This window comes from Ferrimonas marina, from assembly GCF_900129905.1.
Classification (GTDB): Bacteria; Pseudomonadota; Gammaproteobacteria; order Enterobacterales; family Shewanellaceae; genus Ferrimonas; species Ferrimonas marina.
In genome coordinates, this window is record NZ_FQXG01000006.1 from 60,677 (window position 1) to 85,956 (window position 25,280).

At 61.8% G+C, this 25,280-nt stretch carries 27 protein-coding genes; 20 read left to right on the forward strand and 7 right to left on the reverse strand.

Annotated elements, in window-relative coordinates:
• Window positions 1–157: 157 nt before the first annotated feature.
• Window positions 158–1,984: a DNA helicase RecQ gene (gene recQ / locus BUC04_RS14840; RefSeq protein ID WP_067659743.1), complete on the forward strand. Its 1,827-nt coding sequence runs from the start codon at window positions 158–160 to the stop codon at window positions 1,982–1,984.
• On the opposite strand, the gene BUC04_RS14845 is transcribed toward recQ, so the two are convergent.
• A complete protein-coding gene (locus BUC04_RS14845; RefSeq protein ID WP_143165739.1) occupies window positions 1,981–3,711 on the reverse strand; it encodes a tetratricopeptide repeat protein in 1,731 nt (576 codons plus the stop codon). The genes recQ and BUC04_RS14845 overlap by 4 nt on opposite strands.
• A gap of 377 nt (window positions 3,712–4,088) precedes the next feature.
• On the opposite strand from BUC04_RS14845, the gene leuA reads away from it, so the two are divergent.
• Genes leuA through leuD form a run of 4 tightly spaced genes read left to right on the forward strand, consistent with a single transcriptional unit; the run spans window position 4,089 to window position 8,751 of the window.
• On the forward strand, window positions 4,089–5,642 hold the full coding sequence (leuA, locus tag BUC04_RS14850; RefSeq protein ID WP_067659737.1) for a 2-isopropylmalate synthase: 1,554 nt from the start codon (window positions 4,089–4,091) through the stop codon (window positions 5,640–5,642).
• Window positions 5,639–6,730 carry a 3-isopropylmalate dehydrogenase gene (gene leuB, locus BUC04_RS14855; protein WP_067659733.1) on the forward strand — a complete coding sequence of 364 codons (1,092 nt, stop codon included), beginning with the start codon at window positions 5,639–5,641 and terminating at the stop codon, window positions 6,728–6,730. The genes leuA and leuB overlap by 4 nt, the downstream gene beginning before the upstream one ends.
• Before the next feature lie 3 nt (window positions 6,731–6,733).
• On the forward strand, window positions 6,734–8,149 hold the full coding sequence (leuC, locus tag BUC04_RS14860; RefSeq protein WP_067659730.1) for a 3-isopropylmalate dehydratase large subunit: 1,416 nt from the start codon (window positions 6,734–6,736) through the stop codon (window positions 8,147–8,149).
• On the forward strand, window positions 8,149–8,751 hold the full coding sequence (gene leuD, locus BUC04_RS14865) for a 3-isopropylmalate dehydratase small subunit (protein ID WP_067659727.1): 603 nt from the start codon (window positions 8,149–8,151) through the stop codon (window positions 8,749–8,751). Before leuC ends, leuD begins: the two co-directional genes overlap by 1 nt.
• 61 nt (window positions 8,752–8,812) lie before the next feature.
• Here leuD and BUC04_RS14870 read toward each other — a convergent pair whose 3' ends face one another.
• The 3 genes from BUC04_RS14870 to BUC04_RS14880 all read right to left on the reverse strand — a co-directional run bounded on the left by BUC04_RS14870 (window position 8,813) and on the right by BUC04_RS14880 (window position 10,631).
• Entirely contained in the window at window positions 8,813–9,316 is a 504-nt protein-coding gene (locus BUC04_RS14870; protein WP_067659724.1) for a porin family protein, read from the reverse strand.
• Between the two features lie 11 nt (window positions 9,317–9,327).
• A complete protein-coding gene (locus BUC04_RS14875) occupies window positions 9,328–9,861 on the reverse strand; it encodes a porin family protein (protein ID WP_067659723.1) in 534 nt (177 codons plus the stop codon).
• Window positions 9,862–10,232: 371 nt separating this feature from the next.
• On the reverse strand, window positions 10,233–10,631 hold the full coding sequence (locus BUC04_RS14880) for a nitrous oxide-stimulated promoter family protein (protein ID WP_067659720.1): 399 nt from the start codon (window positions 10,629–10,631) through the stop codon (window positions 10,233–10,235).
• Between the two features lie 145 nt (window positions 10,632–10,776).
• Here BUC04_RS14880 and BUC04_RS14885 point away from each other — a divergent pair, with 145 nt between their 5' ends.
• From BUC04_RS14885 to BUC04_RS14905, 5 genes are all read left to right on the forward strand, one after another.
• The gene (locus tag BUC04_RS14885; RefSeq protein WP_067659849.1) at window positions 10,777–12,168 is read left to right on the forward strand and encodes a protein adenylyltransferase SelO; all 1,392 of its coding nucleotides are present in this window, start codon (window positions 10,777–10,779) and stop codon (window positions 12,166–12,168) included.
• Window positions 12,132–12,461: a DUF3630 family protein gene (locus BUC04_RS14890; protein ID WP_067659717.1), complete on the forward strand. Its 330-nt coding sequence runs from the start codon at window positions 12,132–12,134 to the stop codon at window positions 12,459–12,461. Before BUC04_RS14885 ends, BUC04_RS14890 begins: the two co-directional genes overlap by 37 nt.
• The gene (locus BUC04_RS14895; RefSeq protein ID WP_067659715.1) at window positions 12,458–13,453 is read left to right on the forward strand and encodes a serine/threonine protein kinase; all 996 of its coding nucleotides are present in this window, start codon (window positions 12,458–12,460) and stop codon (window positions 13,451–13,453) included. The genes BUC04_RS14890 and BUC04_RS14895 overlap by 4 nt, the downstream gene beginning before the upstream one ends.
• A gap of 77 nt (window positions 13,454–13,530) precedes the next feature.
• On the forward strand, window positions 13,531–14,142 hold the full coding sequence (locus tag BUC04_RS14900) for a thiol:disulfide interchange protein DsbA/DsbL (protein ID WP_067659712.1): 612 nt from the start codon (window positions 13,531–13,533) through the stop codon (window positions 14,140–14,142).
• 182 nt (window positions 14,143–14,324) lie between these two features.
• Window positions 14,325–14,528: a DUF1107 family protein gene (locus BUC04_RS14905; RefSeq protein WP_067659848.1), complete on the forward strand. Its 204-nt coding sequence runs from the start codon at window positions 14,325–14,327 to the stop codon at window positions 14,526–14,528.
• A gap of 61 nt (window positions 14,529–14,589) precedes the next feature.
• Here BUC04_RS14905 and BUC04_RS14910 read toward each other — a convergent pair whose 3' ends face one another.
• A complete protein-coding gene (locus BUC04_RS14910; RefSeq protein WP_067659710.1) occupies window positions 14,590–14,814 on the reverse strand; it encodes a cell division protein ZapB in 225 nt (74 codons plus the stop codon).
• A 220-nt stretch (window positions 14,815–15,034) separates the two neighbouring features.
• Here BUC04_RS14910 and BUC04_RS14915 point away from each other — a divergent pair, with 220 nt between their 5' ends.
• Complete coding sequence (locus BUC04_RS14915) at window positions 15,035–15,781, forward strand: glutamine amidotransferase-related protein (protein ID WP_067659708.1); 747 nt, start codon at window positions 15,035–15,037, stop codon at window positions 15,779–15,781.
• A 4-nt stretch (window positions 15,782–15,785) separates the two neighbouring features.
• Here BUC04_RS14915 and cyaY read toward each other — a convergent pair whose 3' ends face one another.
• Window positions 15,786–16,103, reverse strand: coding sequence for an iron donor protein CyaY (gene cyaY / locus BUC04_RS14920; protein WP_067659705.1), 318 nt, complete (start codon window positions 16,101–16,103; stop codon window positions 15,786–15,788).
• Between the two features lie 125 nt (window positions 16,104–16,228).
• Here cyaY and lptM point away from each other — a divergent pair, with 125 nt between their 5' ends.
• From lptM to BUC04_RS14950, 6 genes are all read left to right on the forward strand, one after another.
• A complete protein-coding gene (lptM, locus tag BUC04_RS23695) occupies window positions 16,229–16,372 on the forward strand; it encodes an LPS translocon maturation chaperone LptM (RefSeq protein ID WP_143165740.1) in 144 nt (47 codons plus the stop codon).
• Window positions 16,373–16,381: 9 nt separating this feature from the next.
• Window positions 16,382–17,626, forward strand: a complete 1,245-nt coding sequence (lysA, locus tag BUC04_RS14930; RefSeq protein ID WP_067659702.1) for a diaminopimelate decarboxylase — start codon at window positions 16,382–16,384, stop codon at window positions 17,624–17,626.
• 34 nt (window positions 17,627–17,660) lie between these two features.
• On the forward strand, window positions 17,661–18,488 hold the full coding sequence (dapF, locus tag BUC04_RS14935; RefSeq protein WP_200804692.1) for a diaminopimelate epimerase: 828 nt from the start codon (window positions 17,661–17,663) through the stop codon (window positions 18,486–18,488).
• On the forward strand, window positions 18,485–19,147 hold the full coding sequence (locus BUC04_RS14940) for a DUF484 family protein (RefSeq protein ID WP_067659699.1): 663 nt from the start codon (window positions 18,485–18,487) through the stop codon (window positions 19,145–19,147). The genes dapF and BUC04_RS14940 overlap by 4 nt, the downstream gene beginning before the upstream one ends.
• Window positions 19,140–20,030: a tyrosine recombinase XerC gene (gene xerC / locus BUC04_RS14945; RefSeq protein ID WP_067659696.1), complete on the forward strand. Its 891-nt coding sequence runs from the start codon at window positions 19,140–19,142 to the stop codon at window positions 20,028–20,030. Before BUC04_RS14940 ends, xerC begins: the two co-directional genes overlap by 8 nt.
• Window positions 20,031–20,323: 293 nt before the next feature.
• Complete coding sequence (locus BUC04_RS14950; RefSeq protein WP_067659693.1) at window positions 20,324–20,572, forward strand: hypothetical protein; 249 nt, start codon at window positions 20,324–20,326, stop codon at window positions 20,570–20,572.
• A gap of 82 nt (window positions 20,573–20,654) precedes the next feature.
• On the opposite strand, the gene BUC04_RS14955 is transcribed toward BUC04_RS14950, so the two are convergent.
• Entirely contained in the window at window positions 20,655–20,999 is a 345-nt protein-coding gene (locus BUC04_RS14955) for a DUF2956 domain-containing protein (RefSeq protein WP_067659690.1), read from the reverse strand.
• A 169-nt stretch (window positions 21,000–21,168) separates the two neighbouring features.
• Here BUC04_RS14955 and BUC04_RS14960 point away from each other — a divergent pair, with 169 nt between their 5' ends.
• From BUC04_RS14960 to uvrD, 3 genes are all read left to right on the forward strand, one after another.
• Window positions 21,169–22,092, forward strand: a complete 924-nt coding sequence (locus tag BUC04_RS14960) for an arginase family protein (protein WP_067659687.1) — start codon at window positions 21,169–21,171, stop codon at window positions 22,090–22,092.
• 42 nt (window positions 22,093–22,134) lie between these two features.
• Window positions 22,135–22,866: an HAD-IA family hydrolase gene (locus BUC04_RS14965; RefSeq protein ID WP_067659683.1), complete on the forward strand. Its 732-nt coding sequence runs from the start codon at window positions 22,135–22,137 to the stop codon at window positions 22,864–22,866.
• An 88-nt stretch (window positions 22,867–22,954) separates the two neighbouring features.
• A complete protein-coding gene (gene uvrD, locus BUC04_RS14970) occupies window positions 22,955–25,120 on the forward strand; it encodes a DNA helicase II (RefSeq protein WP_067659680.1) in 2,166 nt (721 codons plus the stop codon).
• The last annotated feature ends 160 nt before the right edge of the window (window positions 25,121–25,280 follow it).

Consider the following 25,280-nt stretch of genomic DNA (forward strand, 5'->3'; position numbering starts at 1 on the left):
GGGCCGGCATTATGCCATTGTTGCCGCCCTTGTGGGGAGCCCTGGCTTGATCAACGGTCCGGGTCGATCTGACATTTCAGCCTTTGAGGGCAGGTCACAATGCGGGGCTTTTGGGGTAGAATAGCGCTCCTTTGTTCACCTGGCCTGCACGCTTTCCATGGAATCACCCTGCTCTGCACCCGTTACCGAATCCCCTGTTGAACAGGCCCTGGCCTGCCTGCAACAGGTGTTTGGCTATCGCCAATTCCGCCCCGGACAGGAAGCGGTGGTAGCGGCAGCCTTGGCGGGACAAGACAGCCTGGTGATCATGCCCACCGGGGGCGGCAAGAGCCTGTGTTACCAGCTGCCGGCGATGCTGATGCCCGGCCTGGCTCTGGTGATCTCGCCGCTGATCTCGTTGATGAAGGACCAGGTGGATGCCCTGCGCGAGTCCGGGGTGGCAGCGGCGGCGCTCAACTCCAGTTTGTCCCGGGAGGAGGTGGTGCAGCTGTTCAACGCCATCCACCGGGGCGAGATCCGCATGCTGTACATCTCGCCTGAGCGGTTGATGTCCCGGGATATCCGCGAGCGCCTGGCTCACTGGTCGCTATCGATGGTGGCGGTGGATGAGGCCCACTGCATCAGCCAGTGGGGCCACGATTTCCGCCCGGAGTACGCCCAGCTGGGCTGGATCAAGCAACAGTTTCCCCAGGTGCCGGTGATGGCGCTGACCGCCACGGCGGATTCGGCCACCCAGCAGGATATCTGTCAGCGCCTGGCGCTGGTGGAGCCGCATCGACAACTCTCCAGCTTTGACCGGCCCAATATCCGCTATACCGTGGCGGACAAGGTGCGACCGCTGGAGCAGTTGGTGGAGTTTCTCAAGCAGCAGAAGGGCCAGGCCGGGATCGTCTATTGCGGCAGCCGGCGCCGTGTGGATGAGGTGGCGGAGAAGCTGCGGCAAAAGGGCTTTGCTGCGTCCGGCTATCACGCCGGGATGGATGCCAGTGAGCGCAGCCAGGTGCAGGAGGCGTTCCTGCGGGATCGCACCGATATCGTGGTGGCCACGGTGGCTTTTGGCATGGGGATCAACAAGTCCAATGTGCGCTTCGTGGTGCATTGGGATCTGCCTAAGTCCATTGAGGGTTACTACCAGGAAACCGGTCGAGCCGGTCGGGATGGCCTGGAGGCGGAGGCGGTGCTGCTGTTTGACCCGGCGGACATCGCCCGCGTCCGTCACCTGCTGGAGCAGGGCGAGCAAGAGCCCAATCCGGTGGATCTGCACAAGCTCAATGCCATGGCGGCCTTTGCCGAGGCGCAGATCTGCCGCCGTCAGGTATTGCTCAACTACTTCAATGAGCCCAGCCACGAGCCCTGCGGCAACTGCGATATTTGCACCGATCCGCCCAAGCGCTATGACGGCTCGCTGGATGCCCAGAAGGCGCTGTCCTGTATCTATCGGGTAGGTCAACGCTTCGGCATGGGTCATGTGATTGAGGTGCTGCGCGGCTCCAACGCCCAGTTGGTGCAGGAGCGCGGTCATCACAAGCTTTCCACCTGGGGGATCGGCAAGGATAAGAGCCACGACCATTGGCTGTCGGTGCTTCGTCAGCTGATCCACCATGGTCTGGTGCACCAGGACATCACCCGTTCATCGGTGCTGGTGCTGACCCCGGCGGCCCGCTCGGTGCTGACCGGCCAGCGCACCTTGGAGTTAGCGGAGCCACGGTTGATTGTTGCCAAGAGCCCGGGGCGCCGCGCCCGCAGCCTGCCGCAAAGCTACGATCGGAAGCTGTTTGCCAAGCTCAAGCAGTTGCGCCGGGAGCTGGCGGACGAGCACGGGGTACCCCCGTACGTGGTGTTCAACGATGCCAGTCTGGCGGAGATGGCTGCGGAGCTGCCTACTTCAGAGTGGGAGTTGCTGACCATTAATGGTGTCGGCGAGCGCAAGCTGGAGCGCTATGGCGCCGCCTTCCTTGAGGTGATCCGCGAGCATCACGACTAGCTTGCCAGCCGTCCGCCTGCGGTTGTCCTCCCCCCGGGACCGAGCTGGTGGTACTCCAGCCGCTGCAGAAGACTGTCGACGTCATCGAAGTTGTTCACTCGCGCCCGGCCGAGGCGCTGCGGTGTCAGACCCAGGGTTTGTAGTCGGGCCGGCAGGGTGTCGAATCGCCAGGCCAACTCGCCATCGCTGATCCAGGGCAGCATCAGCAGGAACCGATCGCTGGCCAGCTCCAGGCAGCGGTCCTCCCGTCGCAGATCCCTGTGCAGCAGGTCCTGCAGTTCATTCCCCATCTGCCCGGGATCCACCATGACCAGGATGCAGCCCATGGTGTCCCCAGTAGCTTTTGACTCCTGCAGCAGGTAGGACAGCTGCTCTTCGGCACTGCCGCGCACTGGGAAGGGGTCGGGGGTGTCCTTGGAGGGCATCATCCCCCGGACTGCCAGGGTAAAGATCACGAAGCACAGTGCGGCGCACAGGCCCTGCCACATCATCAAGGATTGCTGGCTCTGGTAGTGAGCTTCGGAGGTATTGGCGAGGCGCTGACGATGCCGGTCCATCTGTTGACCCAGCGCCTGTTGCTGATCGATCAGGGCCTGTTGTTGAAGCACCTGGTTAAGCTGTCTTTGCAACTCGACAAAATGGTCGAGGGCCATCAGCGCCTGCTGGTACTCTTTTCTTTGCTGATGGTAATTGGCTGTCCACTGGGTGAGGATGGCTAGACCGCGAATATTGTCTTGAGCCACCATGGCTTTGCGAGCTTCGTTCAGCGCTTCCCACCCTTCTGCCTCCCGATCCAACTTGAGCAACGCTTGGCCCCGAATCATGCGCGCCTCAGAGTACTCCGGCTTGATTTCTGCCAAGAGAAAGTAGTCCGCTGCTCGGTTGGCGAGGGTTAGTGCGTTGTCATACTGTTCCAGGCCCATAGCAATACTGGCCTGAAAGAGCAGAAAGAAGCCTTCGTCCTCCTGGCCAAAGTTGGGTTTCGGTTCCTCCAGTGCGTCCAGGTGCTCCTGGCTCTCCTCGTATCTGCCCTGTTGGCTGAGAATGCGCGCGTAATTAAATTGGATGAACCAAGCGAGCGGGGTACCGGGCTTAACCAGGTTGATGGCTTGCGTGAGTGCTTCATCTGTCCGCGACGGGTTGTTGAGATAGTAAAAGGTACGGCCCAGGGAGAAGTGAAGCATTGCGGGGTCGAGCTGGAATAAGCTCGGCTTGGCGGGGCGCTCCTGCTGATGAAGTGCGGCAGCCAAAGATTCCATGGATTGGGCATACTGCTTGTTGTCGGCCAGCAAATTGGCCTGGCGGGTATAGGACAATACCAACAGCTGCGGATCATCTTGCTCCAGGCCAACTTCGACCGCATTAGCCAGATGAAACAGACGTTTTGAGCGGTCGGCATCTTCGCCGACCAGGTGTGCCTGACACAGAGACAAGTACCCAATTTGATGAGGGTATCGCTCGGGATCTGCTAATCCCTTCATTCGATCTGCTGCTCGGGTGATGTCTGGCTCGTTGGAGCGCAGCGCCGCGGCTTCACAGCGCAGGTAGTGCCAGTGAAACTGCCACTGGGGGCTGGCATCGCGGTAGTAGGCCTCGTACATCTTTTGCAGTTGGGCACCGCTGTGATTGTCAAACTGGGCAATGCTTTGGGCGATGGGCGTGAGGTCCGGCGCAGGGTTGTCCGACCACGCAGGCGCAGGCAGCCCAAGCTGCAAAAACAGTATCAATATCCCTATCGATCTTCGCCACACAATCCACATCCATTATCAAGCTGGCTACATCCCGAGGCTATCCAGCTAACATCCTGTAATCAAGGAAAAATGCTCAGAATCAGCGGGTTGGGCAGGCTCTGTTCAAAAACGGGTTGACAAAGCACCGGTGGGTGGCAAAGATGTCAAACGAGCGTAACGAACTTTCAATGGCGAACTGAGACTGATGACCTTCCAGGCAAACCACACCCTACTAACTCTAATCCTGGCAGGACGCTGCGCGGGACGGAGTGGTGTGGACAGCTGAAAGCTCGAGCACAGACTCAGACAGACCCGCGCAATGCGCGGGTTTTTTTATGCCTGCGCGCCCCTACAGGATCCATGGAGGACTCGAAATGTCGGATCAGGTGATATTGTTTGATACCACTTTACGGGATGGTGAGCAGGCGTTGGCCGCCAGCTTGTCGGTCAATGAAAAGCTGCAGATTGCCCGGGCGCTGGAGCGGATGGGTATCGACATCATCGAGGCGGGTTTTCCGGTGTCGTCCCCAGGGGATTTTGACTCGGTAAGGCAGATCGCCGCCACCATCAAGAACAGCCGAATCTGTGCCTTGTCCCGTGCGGTGCAGGGGGACATCGACGCCGCGGCCCAGGCATTGAACATCGCCGATCAGTTCCGTATCCACACCTTCATCTCGACCTCGGATATTCACGTTGAAAGCAAGCTCAAGCGCGATTTCAGCCAGGTGCTGGAGATGGCCACCGGCGCGATCAAGTACGCCCGCAAGTTCACTGATGACGTTGAGTTTTCCTGCGAGGACGCGGGCCGCACCCCCATCGACAACCTGTGTCGTATGGTCGAGGAGGCGATCAAGGCCGGTGCACGCACCGTCAACATCCCCGATACCGTGGGGTACACCAGCCCCAGCGAGTTCGGCGGCATCATCACCAACCTGTTTGAGCGGGTCCCCAACATCCATCAGGCGGTGATCTCCGTACACTGCCATGACGATCTGGGCCTGTCGGTGGCCAACTCCATCGCCGCACTGGAAGCGGGAGCCCGCCAGGTGGAGGGCACCATCAATGGTATTGGTGAGCGGGCCGGCAACGCGGCGCTGGAAGAGATCATCATGATCCTCAAGACCCGCCAGGATCGCTTTGGCCTGCACTGCAACGCCAATCCCACCGAGATCTACCGTACCAGCCAGCAGGTCAGCCAGCTGTGCAACATGCCGATCCAGTCCAACAAGGCGATCGTCGGTACCAATGCATTCAGCCACAGCTCCGGCATCCACCAGGATGGGGTACTCAAGTCACAGAATACCTACGAGATCATGACTCCGGAGTCCATCGGCCTGGTACGCAACACCCTCAACCTCACCTCCCGCTCCGGTCGTCATGTAATCAAGCACCGGATGGCGGAGTTGGGTTACCGCGACAGCGATTTTGACCTGGATGTGCTGTACGAGCGCTTCCTTGAGTTGGCGGACAAGAAGGGTCAGGTGTTTGATTACGACCTGGAGGCGCTGCTGTTCTTCGAAAATCAGAAAGAGGCGGATGCACACTTCCAGCTGCGCCAGCTCAATGTGCAGGCGGGCTCTAACCACTTTGCCACCGGTTCGGTGGAGCTGCAGATCGGCGACCAGATTGTAGCGGAAGCCGCCACCGGCAATGGCCCGGTGGATTCGGTCTACCGTGCTATCGAGCGCGCCACCGGTCAGCACATCGAGATCCAGGGCTTTGACATCGGTGCCCAGGGGGGCGGCCACGATGCTCTGGGTAAGGTGGACGTCACCGCCGAGTTTGAAGGCCGTACTTTCCACGGCATGGGCCTCTCTACCGATATCGTTGAGGCCTCGGCCCAGGCCCTGATCCGGATCTACAACCTGATCCACCGCCAGCAACAGATCAACGCGGAAAAAAGCAAACGCGCCATGGAGGAAGTATGACCACCCATCGTATCGCAGTACTGGCCGGTGACGGCATCGGACCGGAGATCATGGTGGAGGCCCGCAAGGTGCTGGACGCCGTCAGCGAGCGGTTCGGCTTTGAGCTGGAGTGTAAAGCTTACCCGGTGGGGGGCGCTGCCATCGATGCCCACGGCGAGCCCCTGCCCCCGGCGACCCTGGCCGGCTGTGAAGCGGCGGATGCCATCCTGTTTGGCAGCGTAGGCGGGCCCAAGTGGGAGAACCTTCCGCCCAACGAGCAGCCGGAGCGTGGCTCACTGCTGCCGCTGCGCAAACATTTCAATCTGTTCTGTAACCTGCGCCCGGCACGGATCCATCCGGGGCTGGAGCACCTGTCGCCGTTGCGGGCGGATATTGCCGAGCAGGGCATGGATCTGCTGGTGGTGCGTGAGCTGACCGGTGACATCTACTTCGGCAGCCCGCGCGGACGCGAGGGCGAAGGCGAGCAGGAAAACGCCTTCGACACCATGCGCTACAGCCGCTTCGAGATCCGCCGCATCGCCCGCATGGCCTTCGAGGGCGCACGTAAGCGTCGCAAAAAGGTGGTGTCGGTGGATAAGGCCAACGTGCTGGCCACCTCGATGCTGTGGCGCGAAGAGGTGGTGAAGATCGCCGAGGATTACCCGGACGTCACCCTGGAACACATCTACATCGACAACGCCACCATGCAGCTGCTGCGTCGCCCCTATGACTTTGACGTGATGCTGTGTGGCAATCTGTTTGGCGACATCTGCTCCGACGAGGCGGCGATGATCACCGGCTCCATGGGGCTGTTGCCGTCCGCCAGCCTCAACGAGTCCGGTTTCGGCATGTACGAGCCGGCCGGTGGCAGCGCTCCGGACATTGCCGGCAAAGGCATCGCTAACCCGGTGGCCCAGATCCTGTCGGCCAGCCTGATGTTGCGCCATAGCCTTGGCGAGTCGGTGGCGGCGGATGCCATCGACGCGGCGGTCAGCCAGGCACTGGCCGATGGCTGCCTGACCGGCGAGTTGACCGGTCCCAATCAAACCGCATTGAGCACCGCCCAGATGGGCGATGCCATCGTTCAGCGTATCCAGCAAGGGGAGTGAGTTGTGGCGAAGACACTGTATGAGAAGATCTGGGACAGCCATCAGATCCCGACCCCCGAAGGTCAGACGCCGCTGATCTATATCGATCGTCACCTGGTGCATGAGGTGACCTCGCCCCAGGCCTTTGATGGCCTGCGCCAGGCCGGGCGCCCGGTGCGCCAGCCAGAGCGCACCACCGCCACCATGGATCACAACACCTCCACCACCACCGCCTCCATCGAGGCGCTGCCGCCGCTGGCGCGGACCCAGGTGGAGACTCTGCAGAAGAACTGCGAGGAGTTCGGCATCACCCTGTTTGATGTCCATCATCCCAACCAGGGTATCGTGCACGTGATGGGGCCGGAGCAGGGACTGACGCTGCCTGGCAGCACCATCGTCTGTGGTGACTCCCATACCGCCACTCATGGTGCCTTTGGCGCCCTGGCCTTCGGCATCGGCACCTCCGAGGTGGAGCACGTGTTGGCCACCCAGACCCTGCGTCAGCGTCGCGCCAAGACCATGCGCATCGAGGTGCGTGGTCAGGTGGGGCCGGGGATCACCGCCAAGGACATCGTGTTGGCCATCATCGGCAAGGTGGGCCACGGCGGCGGTACCGGTTACGTGGTTGAGTTCTGCGGAGAGGCGATCCAAGCCCTGTCGATGGAGGGCCGGATGACCGTGTGCAATATGGCGATCGAGCTGGGGGCCAAGGCGGGCTTGATTGCACCTGACCAGACCACGGTCGATTACCTCAAGGGACGGCCCTATGCCCCCGCAGGTGCGGATTGGCAGCAGGCGGTGGCCGACTGGCAGACACTGGCCAGCGACGAGGATGCAAAGTTTGACGCCGAGGTGGTGTTGGAGGCTGCCGCCATTGCACCACAAATCACCTGGGGCACTAACCCCGGTCAGGTGATGGCTGTAACCGAGCGGGTACCGGATCCCGCCAGTCTGTCCGATAAGGTGGCGCAGAGTGCTGCCATCAAGGCCCTGGCCTACATGGATCTGATGCCGCAGCAGGCGTTGACGGAGCTGAGCATCGACGCGGTATTCATCGGTTCCTGCACCAACTCTCGCATCGAGGATCTGCGCGCCGCCGCGGCCATCGCTCAAGGGCGCCAGGTAGCCCAGGGAGTGCAGGCCATCGTGGTGCCCGGCTCACACCAGGTAAAGGCCCAGGCCGAAGCTGAGGGGCTGGATCGGATCTTTACCCAGGCGGGATTCGAGTGGCGTCTGCCAGGCTGCTCCATGTGCCTGGGGATGAACGAAGACCGTCTGGCCCCGGGCCAGCGCTGCGCCTCCACCTCCAACCGCAACTTCGAGGGGCGGCAGGGGCGGGGCAGTCGCACCCACCTGGTGAGCCCGGCGATGGCTGCGGCCGCCGCCGTGACCGGCACCTTTGCCGACGTTCGTCAGTTCGAGATCTTGGAGGCGCAATAATGCAGGCGTTTACCCAGCACCAAGGGGTGGCGGTGGCCCTCAACCACGCCAACATCGATACCGATCAGCTGATCCCAAAGCAGTTTCTGGCCAAGGTGACCCGCCAGGGCTTTGGAGTGCACCTGTTCCATGATTGGCGTTACCTGGATGAGGCCGGTGAGCAGCCCAATCCGGACTTTGCCCTCAACCAACCGGTATTCAAGGGTGCCAGTATCCTGCTGGCAGGGGAGAACTTCGGCTGCGGCTCCAGCCGGGAACACGCCCCCTGGGCGTTGGAGGACTTTGGCTTTCGTGCGGTGATCGCTCCAAGCTTTGCCGATATCTTCTACCAGAACGCGATCAACAACGGCCTGCTGCCGGTGGTGTTGCCGGAGGAGGAGGTGCAGCGTCTGACCCAGCAGATTGAGCAACAGCCCGGTTGTCGTATCACCGTGGATCTGACCTGCTGTCAGGTGTTCGGCCCGGACGGCCAGAGTTACCCCTTCAGCCTGGATGAAGCCGCCCGGCAGAATCTGCTGCAGGGGCTGGACCCCATCGGTCAGACCCTGGCCCAGCAGGCGGCGATCGAGGCCTTTGAGCAGCAGGCGCCCAGCTGGCGCTAATCAAATCTCGAAGAAAAAAAGCGGGCCAGTAGGCCCGCTTTTTTGTTGGCATCTTGCAGGTTCAGAACAGGTAGATGACCCCCAGGGTCAAGCCGGAGACGTCCACCCCACCCTTGTCGATCCACTGCATGTACTCAATAGTCACACTCAGCTGCTCGGTGGCCCCCAGGCCAAAACCGGCACCATAGGAGAGATCCTGCTCCTGCTGGGTGCGGCTCTGGCCGGAGACGCTGATCTCCACCTCGCCGGTGGTGTAGCCCAGCAGTCCGTAGAGCCTGACCCAGTCGGAGAGGGGCACGCCGGCATTGAGGTAGGCGCCGAGGTTGTGCTCTACCCCAACCTCGACCGAGGCGGCGTCATCGCGGCTGATCCCGGTGCCTGCTCTGAGCTCCAGACCGACGAAAGGTGAAAAGCGGTAGCCGCCCTGCAGGTTGATCCCCACCGGGGTGACATCCTGGCCTTCCGCTGACAGGTCGTAGTAGCCGATCTGTCCACCCAGGTAGAATTGGCCCGCGTGACTGAGGGGGCCAAATAGCAGAGCGATGAGTAACAGGGTGCGTCGCATGGGATACTCCGTTAGAAATCGTAGCGAACCCCGAAATTGAGGGCAGAGACATCGAATCGACCCTTCTCCACCCAGCTAATGACCTCCAGGTTGAGGCTCAGCTGCTCGGTGGCGTACAGGCTGAAGCCCACGCCATAACTGAGATCCGTAGCGCTGTCGCTGCGTTGGCTCGGTTGGTCGTTGGCTTCCAGATCCAGGTTGGTGGCTCCGAGCAGACCATACAGCTTGACCCAGTCGGTTAGTGGCCAGGTGCCGGTCAGGTAGAGGCCGTAATAGCTGTCGATCCCCGCTTCAACGTCATCGACTACGGTGTCGTCATTCAGGCCCAGGCCGATACGGGTCTCTATCCCCAGGTAGGGGTTGAACTGGTAGCCCCCCAGCGCATGCAGGGTCACTGGGTGCGCGGTGCCTGCGTCAATCTTGGTTTCCGTGTAGCCCACCTGCAGACCGGTGTACCAGTGGCCTCGGGTGAGAAAATCCCACTCCCAATCCGCTTGCGCTGGACTGAACATCAACAGCAGTACCACCCCCAACAGAGGCCTCATGGCTCGGCTCCTTGCACGTAGAGACACTTAGTAAGGGTGGCAGGTTTACAGTGGCTTGCCAGTGTTCTGCCAGGGGATGAGTCAAATTCGATGGGAGGGCTTGGTTTTTAGCCTGGCGATGCAAAAACGCGGAGGTCGCAGGTGAACGATGGCCGGTGCTAAAGCCGCTGGGCGCAGCGGTAGCGATGTGTTGGCAGAGGGTTACAGTTTTTAAATTATTGGGTCGACTAAGGATTGTGGACCGCGGGCCGGGCACGGAGGCTCAGCTCGATAATGTCGGGCCAGCGCCCGCGTTCCAACGACTTGGATCGCCCAACGTGACTGATCTTAGTGTCCCGTCCACGCCCATCTTGTCCCGATGGGCGTTTTTTTTATTCCTGGGGATCCTGGCTGGCCTGGCTACGGCGCCGGTTGGCGCGCATCGGCGGCTTCTTGGGCACCTCACGGCGATCGTCGATCAGGTGTCGAATGGCGGCAATGGGGTGGCGCAGCAGCATTCTGGGTCCGGCAAAGCGCATGGCAGCCCGTACCTGCTCCCGAGGTTCCGGCTTATAGCAATGGATAGGGCACTTGGCGCAGGTAGGTTTTTGATCGCCATAGGGGCAGCGATCCAGTTTGGTTTCGGCGTAGTCCAGCAGCGCCTGGCACTGGCTGCAGAGTCCCTGCTTGCGCGGCGCGCTGCCACATTGGCTGCGGCAATAGATCGCCATCATCTTACCCAGCGTGTCATGCTCACGCGCCAGGCGACCGGTCAGCTTCGTGTTTTTCATCCAATAACCCAGTGCATCAGTCGGACTTTGTTGTCATCATACGATGATGCAATCGACGGGGTAAGCCGCAATGGATGGGAACGTGACTGGGATCAATTCCGAGGCTGCAGTGACGCTGCCCCTGGCACAGGGCTGGCAGGCTGGTATCGGTGCCCGTCTGCCCTGGTTGGGCTCTGAGGTCGCGGCGCAGCCCTTGGCCAACCCGCGCTGGCTGGGGTGGAGTGACGACCTGGCTGAAACCCTGTCATTGAACCGGTCATTGGATCTTCTGGCTCTGTTCGCCGGTCAGCAGAGCCTGCCCTGGCCCGGGTTTGCCCAGGTCTACAGTGGCCATCAGTTTGGTGGCTATACGCCCAGGCTGGGGGATGGTCGCGGCCTGCACCTGGGTCAGCGGGGAGAGTACGAGCTGTTTGCCAAGGGCAGCGGGCCGACACCCTACAGCCGCGGTGGCGACGGTAGAGCGGTGCTGCGCAGCGCGGTGAGGGAGTTTCTGATCAGCGAGGCGCTGCACCATTTGGGCGTCGCTACGACGCGAGCCCTGGCGGTGATCGGCTCTGATACCCCGGTCTGGCGGGAGGAGCAGGAAACCGGGGCGATCACGGTGCGGGTCAGCTGCAGTCATCTGCGCTTTGGCCATTTCGAGTACTTCTTCTATACCCGCCAGCAAGATCAGCTTGAGGCGTTGATCCGCGACAGCATCGACACCCTGTTTCCACAGCTGGCTGCCGAGCCGGAGCCGATCCTGGCTTGGCTGGTCGACGTGGTGCAGCGCACAGCAGAAACCGTGGCGGACTGGCAGGCCTTCGGCTTCTGCCATGGGGTGCTCAACACCGACAACATGTCGATCCTGGGTGAAACCTTTGATTTCGGCCCCTTTGCCTTCCTTAACCAGTTCGACAGTGGCCATATCTGCAACCACTCGGATCACACCGGGCGCTACGCCTTTGACCAGCAGCCGGGGATCGGCCTGTGGAACCTCAACAAGCTGGCACTGACCCTGACCCCTTTTTTGTCGGAAACGCAGCTGCGTGACGCCCTGGCGGAGTACGAGCCGGCCCTGGTGGCGCGTTACCTGGCCCGAATGGGCGCCAGGCTGGGGCTGGAGGATCCAACAGAGGAGGACTTGGCGCTGATCACCGAGCTACTCAACCTGATGGGTCGCAGTGGTGTCGATTACCACCTGACCCTGCGTCAGCTGGGCCAGTGTGACCCCAGTGGTCAGGACACCCCGCTGCATCGCCAGTTCCAGGGGCAGTCTGACTTCGATGCCTGGTGGCTGCGCTACCAGCAGCGGTTGGGCGGCGGTACCGTGGCGTCGGATTGGGGCCAGCAACGGAACCGGGCCAATCCCGCCATTCTGCTGCGTACCCATTTGGCCCAGCAGGCCATCGCTGCGGCAGAGCAGGGCAACAATCGCCCGCTGATGCGCTTGCACCGGGCCCTGACTCGCCCCTATGATCCCAGGCCACAGGACCACCCCTTTATCGAGGAAGCCCCGTCATGGAGCCGCTCGCTCACCCTCTCCTGCTCGAGCTGACCCCGCCGAGACTGGATCGCAGCGCCAATCAACTGCTTTGGCACACCCCCTTTACCCAGGAGCAGATGCAGACCCTGGTGCCCGCGCTGATGGCACGGCTGGACTGCCAACTGGGCAACATGGACCAGGGCGCCGACCGTTTGTTCTGGCCGGTGGCGTTCGAGGGGGTCAGCCTCGGGCTGCATTTCGAAGCCCTGTGCGACAGCTTGTGGCTGCAGGCCCAGGAGGGGGACAGTGAAGGGGCCGAGGTGCTGAGCTTCCTGGGCCGATTGGCCGGGGAGGTTGGCCAATGACCGCGGCGCAGTTTGATTTCCAATCCCTGACCCCGGATACCGTATTGGATGCGGTAGAGGGGCTGGGACTGTATCCCAGCTCCGGTTTGTTACCGCTCAACAGCTATGAGAACCGGGTCTACCAATTCCGGGCTGAAGACGGTGGCCGCTACGTCACCAAGTTCTACCGGCCCCAGCGCTGGAGCGTGGAACAGATCCTGGAGGAGCACCGCTTTGCCCTGGAGCTGGCCGAGGCCGAGGTGCCTGTGGCCGCCCCGCTGGTGCGTGATGGCACCACCCTGTTCCCCCACCAGGGCTACCACTTTGCCCTGTGGCACTCGGTGGGCGGGCGGGAGTTCGAGGTGGACAACCTGGACCAGCTCGAGGGGGTTGGCCGGTTCCTGGGGCGGTTGCATCAGGAGGGGCGCAAGCGGGCGTTCGAGCATCGCCCTACCTTCAGTGTCGCTGAATTCGGCTTCGAGGCCCGCGAGGTGCTGGCCCAGCAGGCGCAGCTGTCCGGTTACATCGAGACCAACCTGCTGACCGTGGTGGATCAACTGCTGGCGCGGATCGAGGCCCCACTGAGTGCGCCGCAAACCCGGCTTCGGCTGCACGGTGACATGCACCCGGGCAACATCCTGTGGCGGGATGACAGCCCCAGCTTCGTGGATCTGGACGACGCCCGCATGGGGCCAGCGGTGCAGGACCTGTGGATGATGCTCAATGGCGATCGGGCCCAGCGCCTGCTGCAGCTGGATGTGCTGATGGAGGGCTACGAGACCTTTGCCTCGCTGCCGGTGGCGGAACTCGACCTGATTGAGCCATTACGGGCACTGCGCATGATCAACTATCTGGCGTGGCTGACAAAACGCTGGCAAGATCCGGCTTTTCCAAGGAACTTTCCCTGGTTTGGCACGGACAAATTCTGGGAGCAGCAGATCCTGGCAATGAAGGAACAGCTGGCGGCGCTGGATGAAGCGCCGTTGCGCCTAACCCCCGGAGGCAACTGGTGATACCAGAGGGTAAACCGTTGCTCCGTACCGCCCCCTGTGGCACCCTTTAACCCAAAATTAACAACTGAGAGCACACCATGAAGAAGATGTTGTCCATCGCGTTCGCTCTGGTACTGGCACCCCTGAGTGTTTTTGCCGCGGATTTCAAGGAAGGCACCCACTACACCACCTTCAATCAGGCCCCGGCCAATGGTACCCCGACAGTGACGGAGTTCTTCTCCTTCTACTGTGGCCACTGCTACAACTTCGAGAAGACCTTCGTGGGTCCGATCAAGGCGGGTCTGGCGGATGGCGTCAAGTTCGAGCAGTATCACGTAGATTTCATCGGTGGGCCGATGGGCACCGAGATGACTCGCGCGTTTGCTGTAGCTCAGCTGCTAAAGGTAGAAGAGACCATCAAGCCGGCGATGTTCAGTGCCATCCATGACGCCCGTCGTCAGTTTGCCACCGAGCGAGACGTCAAGCAGCTGTTCGCCGACAACGGCGTTGCTGCAGCAGACTACGACAAGGCCGCTGCCAGCTTCATGGTCAACAGCCAGATGAAGAAGTGGAAGCAGGCGCAAAGCGCCAGCGGCATCCGTGGTGTACCGGCGCTGATGGTCAACAACAAGTACGTGGTTGATACCGGCAGCGTGGAATCCCTGGACGAGCTGCATGAGCTGCTGAACTACCTGGCCACCAAATCCTAAGGGCCAGTGGGCGGAGGCAACACCTGCCTCCGCCACCGTATGCTATAGCCGGTGCAAATCATTCAATAATCGTCTAAGATTATTGCCCTTCGTCATAACGAAATGCCTGATTTTCAGGAAACTACCGCTGCTATACTCTGTCTGACTTCATGGACGAAGCAGAATAATCAATGGACATGACTGTGAGAATCTTTCCCCTGTACGCCCCCCGACTGATTGCCAAACACGCCCGGATCTTCCGTGATGGCGTGGTGGTGGTGAAAAACCTTGGACGCCTGGAATTTCGTGATGGCCGCTTCGTCATGCCCCGCCATTGCCGTCCCAAACTGCGCGAGGTGGTGGTGGAGCTCAACCGCATGGTGAAACCGGCTCCAGTCGCTACCTAGTGGGGTGTCAGGCACAAAAAAGGTGGGGCTAACCCCACCTTTTTTTATGGTATCGTTGCGTTCAGGCTGCCTGATCCGGCAGCTTTCCCAACAACCCCTCGACCTTGGCATGCCAGGCAGACAACTGCTGCTTCAGCTCCTGGTTCTCCCGGTGCAGGTTATCCCGCTCCTGTGCCAGCTCGGCACTCAGCAGTTTCTCCTCCTCCAGTTCCAGTTGCATCAGCTCCATGGTTTCCAGGGCGTTGTGCACCCGGCTTTCCAGTTTCTCAAGTAACTCCAGGCTCATGGGTCAGTCCTTACTTCATTGGCATAGCGCATTCTAGCAACCTGCCTAACCGCTGGACAGCGGTGAAACCCAGCCCCGGTGCGGACTGAACGGAATTTCACCAATGCCTTGCTGGCGTCCGAAGTAGGAGGGGCTGCAAGCCAGGATCGAACGGGTTTGAGTTGCACCGGTCCGGGAGGGTATAACGGGTGGAGTCCACCAAGGAGAGGAGAGACTGGGCGTGAGCACCCCACGAGAGTCATTGTGTTTGCTGTTGGTGCAGATCCGGGAAAACCCCAAGACCCGAGATGAGGAGTGGCGCAGCTTTGCCCGCTTCTGCGGTTTGGCGCCGGAGCAGATCCGCATCCTTAATCTGTTTGATACCCCCAGTTTCGGGCCCGAGGTATTGCAGGGCATCGATGGGGTGCTGGTGGGGGGCTCCTCCGAAGCCAGCGTGCTGGAGCAGGAGCGCTATCCCTTTGTCGAACCGGCTATGGCACTGCTGCGCCACTGCATCGCCGTGCGTCTGCCGGTGTTTTGCAGCTGCTTTGGCCACCAGCTGGCGGTTCGGGCCTTGGACGGTGAGGTAATCCGGGATCAGAGCGGCTTTGAGATGGGCACGGTGGCGATTCAACTGACCGAGGCGGCGGCATCGGATCCGCTCTACCATGACATGCCCCAGGGCTTTATGGCAGTCAGCGTGCATCGCGAACGGGCCCTGACCGTGCCTAAGGGCTGCACCCTGCTGGCCTTTACCGAGCCCTGCACCCACAGCTTCCGGGTCGATGGTGCGCCCTTTTGGACCACCCAGTTCCACCCGGAGGTGGATCGACCGGTGTTGATCGAGCGATTAACCCAGTTTGCCCACCACTATACCGACGGCGAGGATCACCTGCGCGAGGTGTTGGACAGTGCCCAGGAGACGCCGCTGTCCAACGATCTGCTGCGGCGTTTCGTCGATCGGGTGTTGCTGGACTTGCCGCAGTAAGGCGTCACAGGCTGAGGGTTTCACCGCCCTGGCGGGTGATGGCAGCGCTGAGGAAGGCGATGAACTCGTCGCCACTGCGATCGTCGATCCACACCCCATCCCGGTAGTCATAGTGGTGGCCGCCGAACTTGGTGGCCAGCCAGATCTGGCGCAGCGGCTCCTGCTTGTTGATGACGATCTTGCTGCCGTCGCAACACTCCAGTTCCAGCACGCTGCCTGCCTGGTCGTAGTCCAGGTCCAGCTCGGCTTCGTCGATGGCGTCGGTGATGCGGGTCATCAGGTCATCCGCCAACTGGTGGAACTGGCTGCTATCAATGGTCATGGGGATCTCTTAGCTATCGGGTTTCAATGCAGGGGACTATACCAAATCCGCTCGGCCTGGCCAGAGTACCCAAGCGGGAAGGAACTGGTATCATGCCACAAACACCTTTTGGGACAGGATGGACGATGCGCCGAATGAGCATGATGGCCCTGCTTCTGCTGGGCCTGGCCGGATGCGGCCAGACCGGGGCGCTGTACCTGCCGGCTGAGGCAGAACCGAACCAAACCGAGGCGACGTCGGCGGAAACCGACAGCCAAACCGAACAATAGGGACACAGCTTGGATCACTTCAGCTACCAGGATGGCGAGCTGTTCGCCGAGAACGTGCCGGTACGGGCCATTGCCAAGGCCCAGGGCACACCATGTTACATCTACTCCCGTGCCACGCTGGAGCGGCACTACCGTGCCTTCGACGAGGCGGTGGGCAGCCACCCTCACCTGATCTGCTACGCCGTTAAGGCCAACTCCAACCTGGCGGTGTTGAACCTGCTGGCCCGGCTGGGTAGTGGCTTCGACATTGTTTCCGGTGGTGAGCTGGCCCGGGTGATCGCCGCCGGAGGTGATCCCGCCAAGGTGGTGTTTTCCGGTGTGGGCAAAACCTCGGCGGAGATCCGCCAGGCGCTGCAGGCGGGGATCTACTGCTTCAACGTGGAATCGGAGCCGGAGCTGGCCCGGGTCAACGCGGTGGCCGGCGAGCTGGGGCAGGTGGCACCGGTGTCGATCCGCATCAACCCGGACGTGGACGCCGGCACCCACCCTTACATCTCCACCGGGCTAAAAGAGAACAAGTTTGGTATCCCCATGGCCCGGGCCGAGGCGGTCTATCAGCAAGCCGCTGCGCTGCCCCATCTGGCCATCAAGGGGGTGGACTGCCACATCGGCAGCCAACTCACCAGCCTGCCGCCCTTTATCGATGCGCTGGATCGGCTACTGGCGCTAGTGGACCGACTGGCTGCCCTGGGCATCGAACTGAGCCACCTGGATGTGGGCGGCGGCCTGGGCGTGCCCTACGACAAAGAGACCCCGCCGTTGCCGGCAGAGTACGCCGATGCCCTGCGGCAGCGCCTGGGCCAGCGGCAGCTGACCCTGGTGCTGGAGCCCGGTCGCGCCATTATGGCCAACGCCGGCATCCTGGTGACCGAGGTGGAGTACCTCAAGCACGGTGACGATAAAGACTTTGCCATCGTTGATGCCGCCATGAACGATCTGCTGCGCCCCAGCCTTTACGCGGCCTGGCAGGCGATCATCCCGGTGGTGCCCCGCCAGGGCGAGCCACGCAGCTACGATGTGGTTGGCCCGGTGTGTGAGACCGGCGATTTCCTCGGTAAAGACCGGCCGCTGGTGCTGGCCCCGGGGGATCTGCTGGCGGTGCGCAGCGCCGGGGCGTACGGCTTTACCATGGCCTCCAACTACAACAGCCGCCCCAGAGTGGCCGAGATCCTGGTGGATGGCGATGACCACCACCTGGTGCGGGCACGAGAGACGGTGGAAGAGTTGTGGCGTGGAGAGCAGGTTCTACCGTAAACTAATTCTTCTGATCAGGTTAAGGCGATTGATTTTGGTAAAGTTTTCGAAAATGCATGGGCTCGGCAACGACTTCATGGTGGTGGATGGGGTAACCCAGAACCTCTACCTGTCGCCCGAGGCCATCCGTCGCCTGTCCGATCGCAACACCGGTGTGGGGTTTGATCAGCTGCTGCTGGTGGAGCCGCCCTACGATCCTGACCTGGATTTCCACTATCGCATCTTTAATGCCGATGGCAGTGAGGTGGAACAGTGTGGCAATGGTGCCCGTTGCTTCGCCCGCTTTGTCCGGCTCAAGGGGTTGGTCAACCGCGATGTCATCAAGGTGTCGACCCAGCGTGGCAAGCTGTCCCTCAAGCTGGAAGGGGCGGACCAGGTCAGCGTCAACATGGGGGTACCGGATTTTGCCCCGGCCTCTTTGCCCTTCCGGGCCAAGAAAGAGGAGAAGACCTACCTGCTGCCCACCGAGCTGCAAACGGTGCTGGCGGGGGCGGTCTCCATGGGCAACCCCCACTGTGTGCTCAAGGTCGATGACGTCGACAGTGCACCGGTGGAGACTTTGGGGCCGCTGCTGGAGCGCCATGAGCGCTTCCCCAAGGGGGTCAACGTCGGATTTATGCAGGTGTTGAGTCGGGATCATATCCGCCTGCGGGTGTTTGAGCGTGGGGTAGGAGAAACCCGCGCCTGCGGTACCGGTGCCTGTGCGGCGGCGGTGATCGGTCAATATCAGGGAATCTTGGCCGATAAGGTGAAAGTGGAGCTGCCAGGAGGCAGTTTGCAGATCCGCTGGGGTGGTCCCGGCAAGCCCGTACACATGGTGGGACCCGCCACCCATGTGTACGACGGACAGATGCAACTATGAGCCAAAAGAACCTGATTAATCTCAATCATGTTGATCCAGTGCTGGTGAGGGAGTACCTGCTGGATCACCCGGATTTCTTCAGCCGCTATCCGGAGCTGCTGCTGTCGATGCAGATCCCTCACCAGGATCGCGGCACCGTATCGCTGGTGGAGCGTCAGCAGATGATGCTGCGCGAGCGCGTCGGCCAGCTGGAGGAGGAGATCACCTCGCTGCTGTCGGTGGCGGCGCGCAACGAAGAGATCTACCGCTTCTACAGCGAGTTGCTGTTTGACCTGCTGGCCCTGGACACCCTCGAGGCGGTGCAGCAGGAGCTGGCGGCGCGGCTGCGGGCCCAGTTCCGCTTCACCCGTGTGCGCCTGCTAAGTGCCCGGTCCCCGGGCCAGTTCGAGCAACCGGAGCTGGCGTTGATCCTCAAGCGCCGCTTGGATGAGCGGGGCTACTACCTTGGCCGCCTGCCGGCGGCGGAAGCCCGCTTGCTGGTGGGCATCGAGACCGGCTCGGTAGCGCTGATTGGCCTGGGTGAGCCCGGCCGCTGGCAGGGATTGCTGGCCATCGCCTCCCACGATCCCTCTCACTTTGTGCCGGAGATGGGCACCATGCTGCTGGATCAGCTCAAGCAGCTGCTGACCTTCCGCCTGCAGCAAGCCAACCGTGGATAGCCACCTTCCGGACTTCCTGCGTTACCTGCGCAGCGAGCGCCAATACTCGCCGCATACCCAGCGCAACTATCAGCGTGAACTGGAGCGTTTGCTGCCCCTGTTCAGTGCCATGGGGGTTCAGCGCTGGCCCGATCTCAAGCCGCACCATTGCCAGGATGCCCTGGCCAAACTACACCGCCAGGGGCGGTCTCCCCGTTCACTGGCGCTGACCCTCTCCGCCCTGCGCCAGCTGGTGCGCTTCCTGCAACAACGCCATGGCCTGAAGCATGACCCCACTGCCGGGGTGCAGGCACCCAAGCAAGCCCGACCCCTACCCAAGAACCTGGATCCGGATCAGATCGACCAACTGCTGGCCATCGACGAGCAGGACCCGCTGGCGGTGCGTGACCGCGCCATCATGGAGCTGTTCTACTCCTCGGGCTTACGGCTGGATGAACTGGTGGGGCTGGAGTGTGACGGACTGGATCTGGACGGCGATACGGTGCGGGTGCTGGGTAAGGGCAACAAGGAGCGGGTTCTGCCGGTGGCGGGCATGGCTAAGCGCTGGCTGACCCGTTACCTGACACTGCGGCCGGCGCTGTGCAAAGGCCAGTCCAACGCGCTGTTCCTGTCTCAGCGGGGCACCCGGTTGAGCCGCCGCAGCGTGCAGCAGCGCCTGGCCCAATGGGGGATGAAACAGGGGGTGGATGCCCGCATCCACCCTCATAAGCTGCGCCACAGTTTTGCCACCCATATGCTGGAATCCAGCGGCGATCTGCGCGCAGTGCAGGAGCTGCTGGGCCACGCCAACCTGGCCACCACCCAGGTCTATACCCACCTGGACTTTCAACATCTGGCCTCGGTGTACGACAGCGCCCACCCAAGGGCGAAAAAGAAGTCATAACGAACCCCCAATCTGATGAGACAGCCTGGAGCCATCGGTTTTGTGGACTGCTGCTTACCGACCAGGGGCGGGGCTATCGGCGCTCAAAGGTTGGCTGGAATGGGGGCATTGCAGTGGCAAACAGACGATGGCGTATTAACCTTGAGTCTGTAAATGAAGCTTCCAGGCTGGTGGATCTGTCTTCACCAGGCTTGGTTTAGTGGGCTTTGAAGCTTATTTTTTATTTAATTTGAATATCTTAATCTTTCACGTATGTTATCACCTGCGAATCAAACTGACAGGGAGTCAAGCGTATGAAAGCGATGCTAGTAGTGCTGGGTGTGGTGTTGATGGCGGGGTGTGCCAGCACGGAGGAATCGGCAGCCGGTGCACAGGCCAACAACCAGGATGACGACCTGATCTGCCGTCAGGAGCGCACCACCGGCTCCAACATTCGTAAACGGCGTTGCCGCACCAAGGCGCAGATTGAGCAGGAGAATGAGCTGGCCAAGGATCAGGTCAATACCATTCTCAGTGGTCCGGAGACCAGCACCCGTCGTTAAGGCGAGGTCGCAATAACGCCCCAGTGGGCGACGAGAGTAAACAGGCCACCTGCGGGTGGCCTGTTGGATCCAGGACCTAGCGTTATTTACTCAGCAGTCCCAGGTAGAGGGCGAACCCCAACCAGCTGAGTCCCAGCAGGATCCAGGGCAGTCGGCTGGGGGAGCTGGCCTGGCTCACTGCCTCGGTTTCAGGCTCCGCCTGCTCGGCGGCCCGGTTTTTGGCACGTTGTTGTTGCTTCTTGGCCTTATCCGCAGCCCGGGACTTGGCCTTCTGCTGCTTCTTGTATTCGGCGATCCCTTTTTCTATCCCCTTGGCGATCAGCTTGGTCTGTTCCTTGGTTTGCCCCGGCTTCTGGGTGGCCCGGGCGATCTTCATCGCCTCCACTACCACCGCTTCCGAGACCTTCTCTTGCCCTGCTTTGGCCATTGGTTGCTCTGTCCTGTTCTGAGTTTGGCGCCATTGTAGCAAGTTGCTGGCCAGGGCTGTCGACTGCTAGCGAGCCGCCATTGCTGTCATCAAGCCGTTGTGTTGCTGTCACCGAACTGTCTTGGCGCCTCGATAGCTTGGCGGGGATTTCAGCAGAGGGACTGGCACCATGTTCGACGTATTGCAGCCGGAAATAATCGGCGCCGCGTGTGGCATCAACTGCGGCCCGGACACTGACACCCGCCACGCCGCTGCTTTGTTGCAGCGACAGTTCCATGGCACCCAGCTGGCGCACTCCGGTGCCCGGTTCGATACCCTGGTAGTCGAACGGCCCAGCACGGATTGCCTCTACAAGGCCACGGCGGAGTACAACCGCCGTCTGGCCAGTGCGGTGGACAGCGCCGTCCTGGCCGGTCGCTTTCCCATGGTGGTGGGGGGCGATCACTCCTGCGCCATCGGCACCTGGAAGGGGATCGCCGCCCGTTGTGAGGGACCCATTGGCATGGTCTGGATCGATGCCCACATGGACAGCCATTGCCAGCACAGTTCCCACACCGGTGCCATCCATGGCATGCCCCTGGCCACCTTGATGGGGGAGGGCCACCCGGCGCTGGTGGATTGGCATCGACCCCTGTCGGTAGACCCGGCCTACACCACCCTGATCGGGATCCGCAGCTACGAGTCGGAGGAAGCCGCACGACTGGAACGGCTCGGGGTGGAGGTGATCCATGCGGTGGAGGTGCAATCGGAGGCCGCTCTCAAGGTGGCGCTGCAGCGGGCCATCGACAAGGCGGCGGCCTGCCCCAACGGCTTTGGCATCTCCTTTGACCTGGATGCGCTGGATCCTCAGCTGATGCCCAATGTGGCGTGCTACTGTCCCGATGGCCTGGCGCTGGAGCCGATCCTCGAGGTGCTGGTGCAGATGCCCATGGCGGCACGTCAACAAATGCTGGGGTTTGAGCTGGTGGAGTTTGCCCCCAACATCGACCACAGCGGCCAGGCACAGATCCACAGCAACCTGGTCTGGCGTATCCTAGAGGCCGCCGCGCCCCCTGCCTGGCTGGCTGCGCCGCTTGCTGCCGGTCAAAACTGAGGTCACACTGGGGCGCATCCCGAGATAAGGAACGCCCCATCGATGCACCGCGCCCACCGACTGCAGTTTTATCGCCGCCTCCAGCCCGTTCAGGCCCTCAGCTTTGACCTGGACGATACCCTGTACGACAACCCACCGGTGCTCAAGCGAGCCGAGCAGAGGCTGGTTGACTGGTTGCAGCAGGCGATTTCGGCGCCCTTGGCAGGTGACAGAGACTTCTGGCGCCTGCATAAGAACCAGGTAGCGAGCTCACAGCCTGAGCTGATGCAGTGCAGTACCCAGTGGCGTCTGGCCGCACTGACCTCCGGCGCGCTGGGCTTGGGACTGGCGTCGAATGAGGCACAGCAGCTGGCACAGCAGGCGATGGAGCGCTTCCTGGTCTGGCGCAGCGATATCCAGGTGCCGGCGGAAAACCTGGCACTGCTTGAGGCGCTGGCACAGCGCTATCCGCTGGCGGTGATAACCAACGGCAATGCCGATGTGTCCCGTTTTATGCCGCAGATCCCCTTTGCCTGCGTACTCAACGCGGGGCCTGATGGCCCACAGAAGCCTGCGCCAGACCTGTTCCATCGCTGCTGCCAACAGCTGGGGCTGGCCCCATCGCAACTGCTGCACATCGGCGATCACCCGGACACCGATGTGGCCGGAGCCCTCAGTGCCGGCTGTCAGGCGGTTTGGCTGAATCCGCGGCCCGATGGCCGGCCCCGTCCGGCCGGAGCCCGTCTGCCCACCGCCGCCGTCGACTCGCTGCAGGCACTGCGCCAGCTGCTTTGATGCTGCTCGCGCCGCCGCGCTGTCTCTGGCGGTAAAACTACTGGTATAATATACAGCTATTTTTCAATCTTCAGTGGCCTCACTACCTATGTCCAGCTCCGCCCTGCTCGATAAGCTCAACGACAAACAGCGCGCCGCGGTGGAATCCCCACCGGGGGCCACCCTGGTGCTGGCCGGAGCCGGCTCCGGCAAAACCCGGGTGTTGACCCACCGCATCGCCTGGCTGCTGCAGGAGCAGGGAGAGAGCCCCTTTGCCATCCTGGCGGTGACCTTCACCAACAAGGCGGCGGCGGAGATGCGCTCACGCATCGAGGAGCTGGTGCAGGGGCCGATGGGGCGTATGTGGATCGGCACCTTCCACGGCCTGGCTCATCGCCTGCTGCGGGCTCATCACAAGGAAGCCAAGCTGCCGGAGGGGTTCCAGATCCTCGATGCCGACGATCAGCAACGTCTGCTCAAGCGGGTGATCCGCAGCCTGGAGCTGGATGAGAAGCGCTGGCCACCGCGCCAGGCGATGGGATACATCAACGCCAAGAAGGACGAGGGCCTGCGCCCTCAGCACATCGATGCCGGCTTTAACCCGGTGGAGAAGACCTACCTGCGGATCTACCAGACCTACCAGGACGCCTGTGATCGCGCCGGCCTGGTGGACTTCGCCGAGCTGTTGCTGCGGGCCCACGAGCTGTGGCTCAACCACCCGCCGCTGCTGCGCCACTACCAGCAGCGTTTCCGCCACATGCTGGTGGACGAATTCCAGGACACCAACAGCATCCAGTACGCCTGGGTGCGGATGTTGGCCGGAGACAGCGCCAACATCATGATCGTGGGGGACGATGACCAGTCCATCTATGGCTGGCGTGGTGCCAAGGTGGAGAACCTTAATCAGTTCCTGCACGATTTTCCCGGTGCCAACACCGTGCGACTGGAGCAGAACTACCGCTCCACCGGCACTATCCTTAGCGCCGCCAACGCGCTGATCGCCCACAACAACGAGCGGATGGGCAAAGAGTTGTGGACCGACGGCAAGGACGGCGAGGCGATCAGCCTCTACAGCGCCTTCAATGAGCTGGAGGAGGCCCGCTACATTGTCGGCCGCATCCAGAAACACGTGGAGGAGGGCGGTAACCTGTCGGAGTGCGCCATCCTTTATCGCTCCAATGCCCAGTCGCGGGTATTGGAAGAGGCGCTGCTGCACCGCAGCGTGCCCTATCGCATCTATGGCGGCCTGCGCTTCTTCGAGCGCCAGGAGATCAAGGACGCCCTGGGCTACCTGCGTCTAATCGCCAACCGTGATGACGACGCTGCCTTCGAGCGGGTGGTCAACACCCCTACCCGGGGGATCGGTGACCGCACCGTCGACATCATCCGCCAGACCGCCCGGACCGAGGGGATCACCCTGTGGCGGGCCTGTCAGCGTCTGCTCAGCGAGTCTGGTCTGGCCGGTCGTGCCGCCTCGGCGGTGAAGCGCTTTATGGAGCTGGTTGGCCAGCTGGAGGCGGAGACCGAGACCTATCAGCTGAAGAACCAGACCGACCACGTGATCCAGCACTCCGGCCTGCTGGCGATGTACCAGGCGGAGAAGGGGGAGAAGGCGGAAGCCCGGGTGGAGAACCTGAAAGAACTGGTGACCGCTGCCGGCACCTTCGTCAAGGCCGAAGAGGCGGAGGATCTGGATGATCTCAATGCCTTCCTGGCCAACGCCGCGCTGGAGGCAGGCGAGCGCCAGGCCGGGGAGTCCGAGGACGCCGTCCAGCTGATGACCCTGCACACCGCCAAGGGCCTGGAGTTTCCCCAGGTGTTCATGTGTGGCGTGGAAGAGGGGTTGTTCCCCAGCCAGATGGCGCTGGATGAGGGCAACCGCTTGGAGGAGGAGCGTCGCCTCTGTTACGTCGGGATCACCCGGGCGATGCAGAAGCTGACCATCACCTACGCTGAGTCCCGCCGTATCTATGGCAAGGAGACCCTGTCCAAGGCCAGCCGTTTTATCCGTGAGATCCCCCAGGAGTACCTGGAGGAGGTACGGCTGACCACCTCGGTGGCCACCCCGCGTCAGTACAACCGCTTCAACCAGAGTGAGCAGCGCTTTAACGAGACCGGATTCTCGCTGGGTCAGCGGGTGCACCACCCCAAGTTCGGTGACGGCGTCATCGTTAACTACGAGGGCTCTGGTCCGCAAAGCCGGGTCCAAGTGGCGTTCGATGGCCAGGGGGTGAAGTGGCTAGTGGTGGCCTACGCACGGTTGGAGGCGAGATAACAAGGCTACTAGGTACTAGGGCGGGCTTCGCCCTTCTAGGTTCTAGGAAGGTAATTGCCTGCTTTGAAAGACGCTTCAAGCTAGCCTGCCTAGCACCTAGCACCTAGCACCTAGCACCTAGCACCTAGCACCTAGCACCTAGCACCTAGCACCTAGCACC

Excerpts from the sequence above, each read along its gene's own strand:
- BUC04_RS14895 (WP_067659715.1), top strand. The coding sequence starts at position 12,458 with ATGACCGCGGCGCAGTTTGATTTCCAATCCCTGACCCCGGATACCGTA.
- BUC04_RS14880 (WP_067659720.1), bottom strand. The coding sequence starts at position 10,631 with ATGAAAAACACGAAGCTGACCGGTCGCCTGGCGCGTGAGCATGACACG.
- leuA (WP_067659737.1), top strand. The coding sequence starts at position 4,089 with ATGTCGGATCAGGTGATATTGTTTGATACCACTTTACGGGATGGTGAG.
- BUC04_RS14955 (WP_067659690.1), bottom strand. The coding sequence starts at position 20,999 with ATGGCCAAAGCAGGGCAAGAGAAGGTCTCGGAAGCGGTGGTAGTGGAG.
- BUC04_RS14875 (WP_067659723.1), bottom strand. The coding sequence starts at position 9,861 with ATGAGGCCTCTGTTGGGGGTGGTACTGCTGTTGATGTTCAGTCCAGCG.
- BUC04_RS14910 (WP_067659710.1), bottom strand. The coding sequence starts at position 14,814 with ATGAGCCTGGAGTTACTTGAGAAACTGGAAAGCCGGGTGCACAACGCC.
- uvrD (WP_067659680.1), top strand. The coding sequence starts at position 22,955 with ATGTCCAGCTCCGCCCTGCTCGATAAGCTCAACGACAAACAGCGCGCC.
- BUC04_RS14960 (WP_067659687.1), top strand. The coding sequence starts at position 21,169 with ATGTTCGACGTATTGCAGCCGGAAATAATCGGCGCCGCGTGTGGCATC.
- BUC04_RS14950 (WP_067659693.1), top strand. The coding sequence starts at position 20,324 with ATGAAAGCGATGCTAGTAGTGCTGGGTGTGGTGTTGATGGCGGGGTGT.
- cyaY (WP_067659705.1), bottom strand. The coding sequence starts at position 16,103 with ATGACCATTGATAGCAGCCAGTTCCACCAGTTGGCGGATGACCTGATG.
- BUC04_RS14900 (WP_067659712.1), top strand. The coding sequence starts at position 13,531 with ATGAAGAAGATGTTGTCCATCGCGTTCGCTCTGGTACTGGCACCCCTG.
- lptM (WP_143165740.1), top strand. The coding sequence starts at position 16,229 with ATGCGCCGAATGAGCATGATGGCCCTGCTTCTGCTGGGCCTGGCCGGA.
- leuD (WP_067659727.1), top strand. The coding sequence starts at position 8,149 with ATGCAGGCGTTTACCCAGCACCAAGGGGTGGCGGTGGCCCTCAACCAC.
- BUC04_RS14965 (WP_067659683.1), top strand. The coding sequence starts at position 22,135 with ATGCACCGCGCCCACCGACTGCAGTTTTATCGCCGCCTCCAGCCCGTT.
- leuB (WP_067659733.1), top strand. The coding sequence starts at position 5,639 with ATGACCACCCATCGTATCGCAGTACTGGCCGGTGACGGCATCGGACCG.
- recQ (WP_067659743.1), top strand. The coding sequence starts at position 158 with ATGGAATCACCCTGCTCTGCACCCGTTACCGAATCCCCTGTTGAACAG.
- BUC04_RS14870 (WP_067659724.1), bottom strand. The coding sequence starts at position 9,316 with ATGCGACGCACCCTGTTACTCATCGCTCTGCTATTTGGCCCCCTCAGT.
- BUC04_RS14940 (WP_067659699.1), top strand. The coding sequence starts at position 18,485 with ATGAGCCAAAAGAACCTGATTAATCTCAATCATGTTGATCCAGTGCTG.
- BUC04_RS14890 (WP_067659717.1), top strand. The coding sequence starts at position 12,132 with ATGGAGCCGCTCGCTCACCCTCTCCTGCTCGAGCTGACCCCGCCGAGA.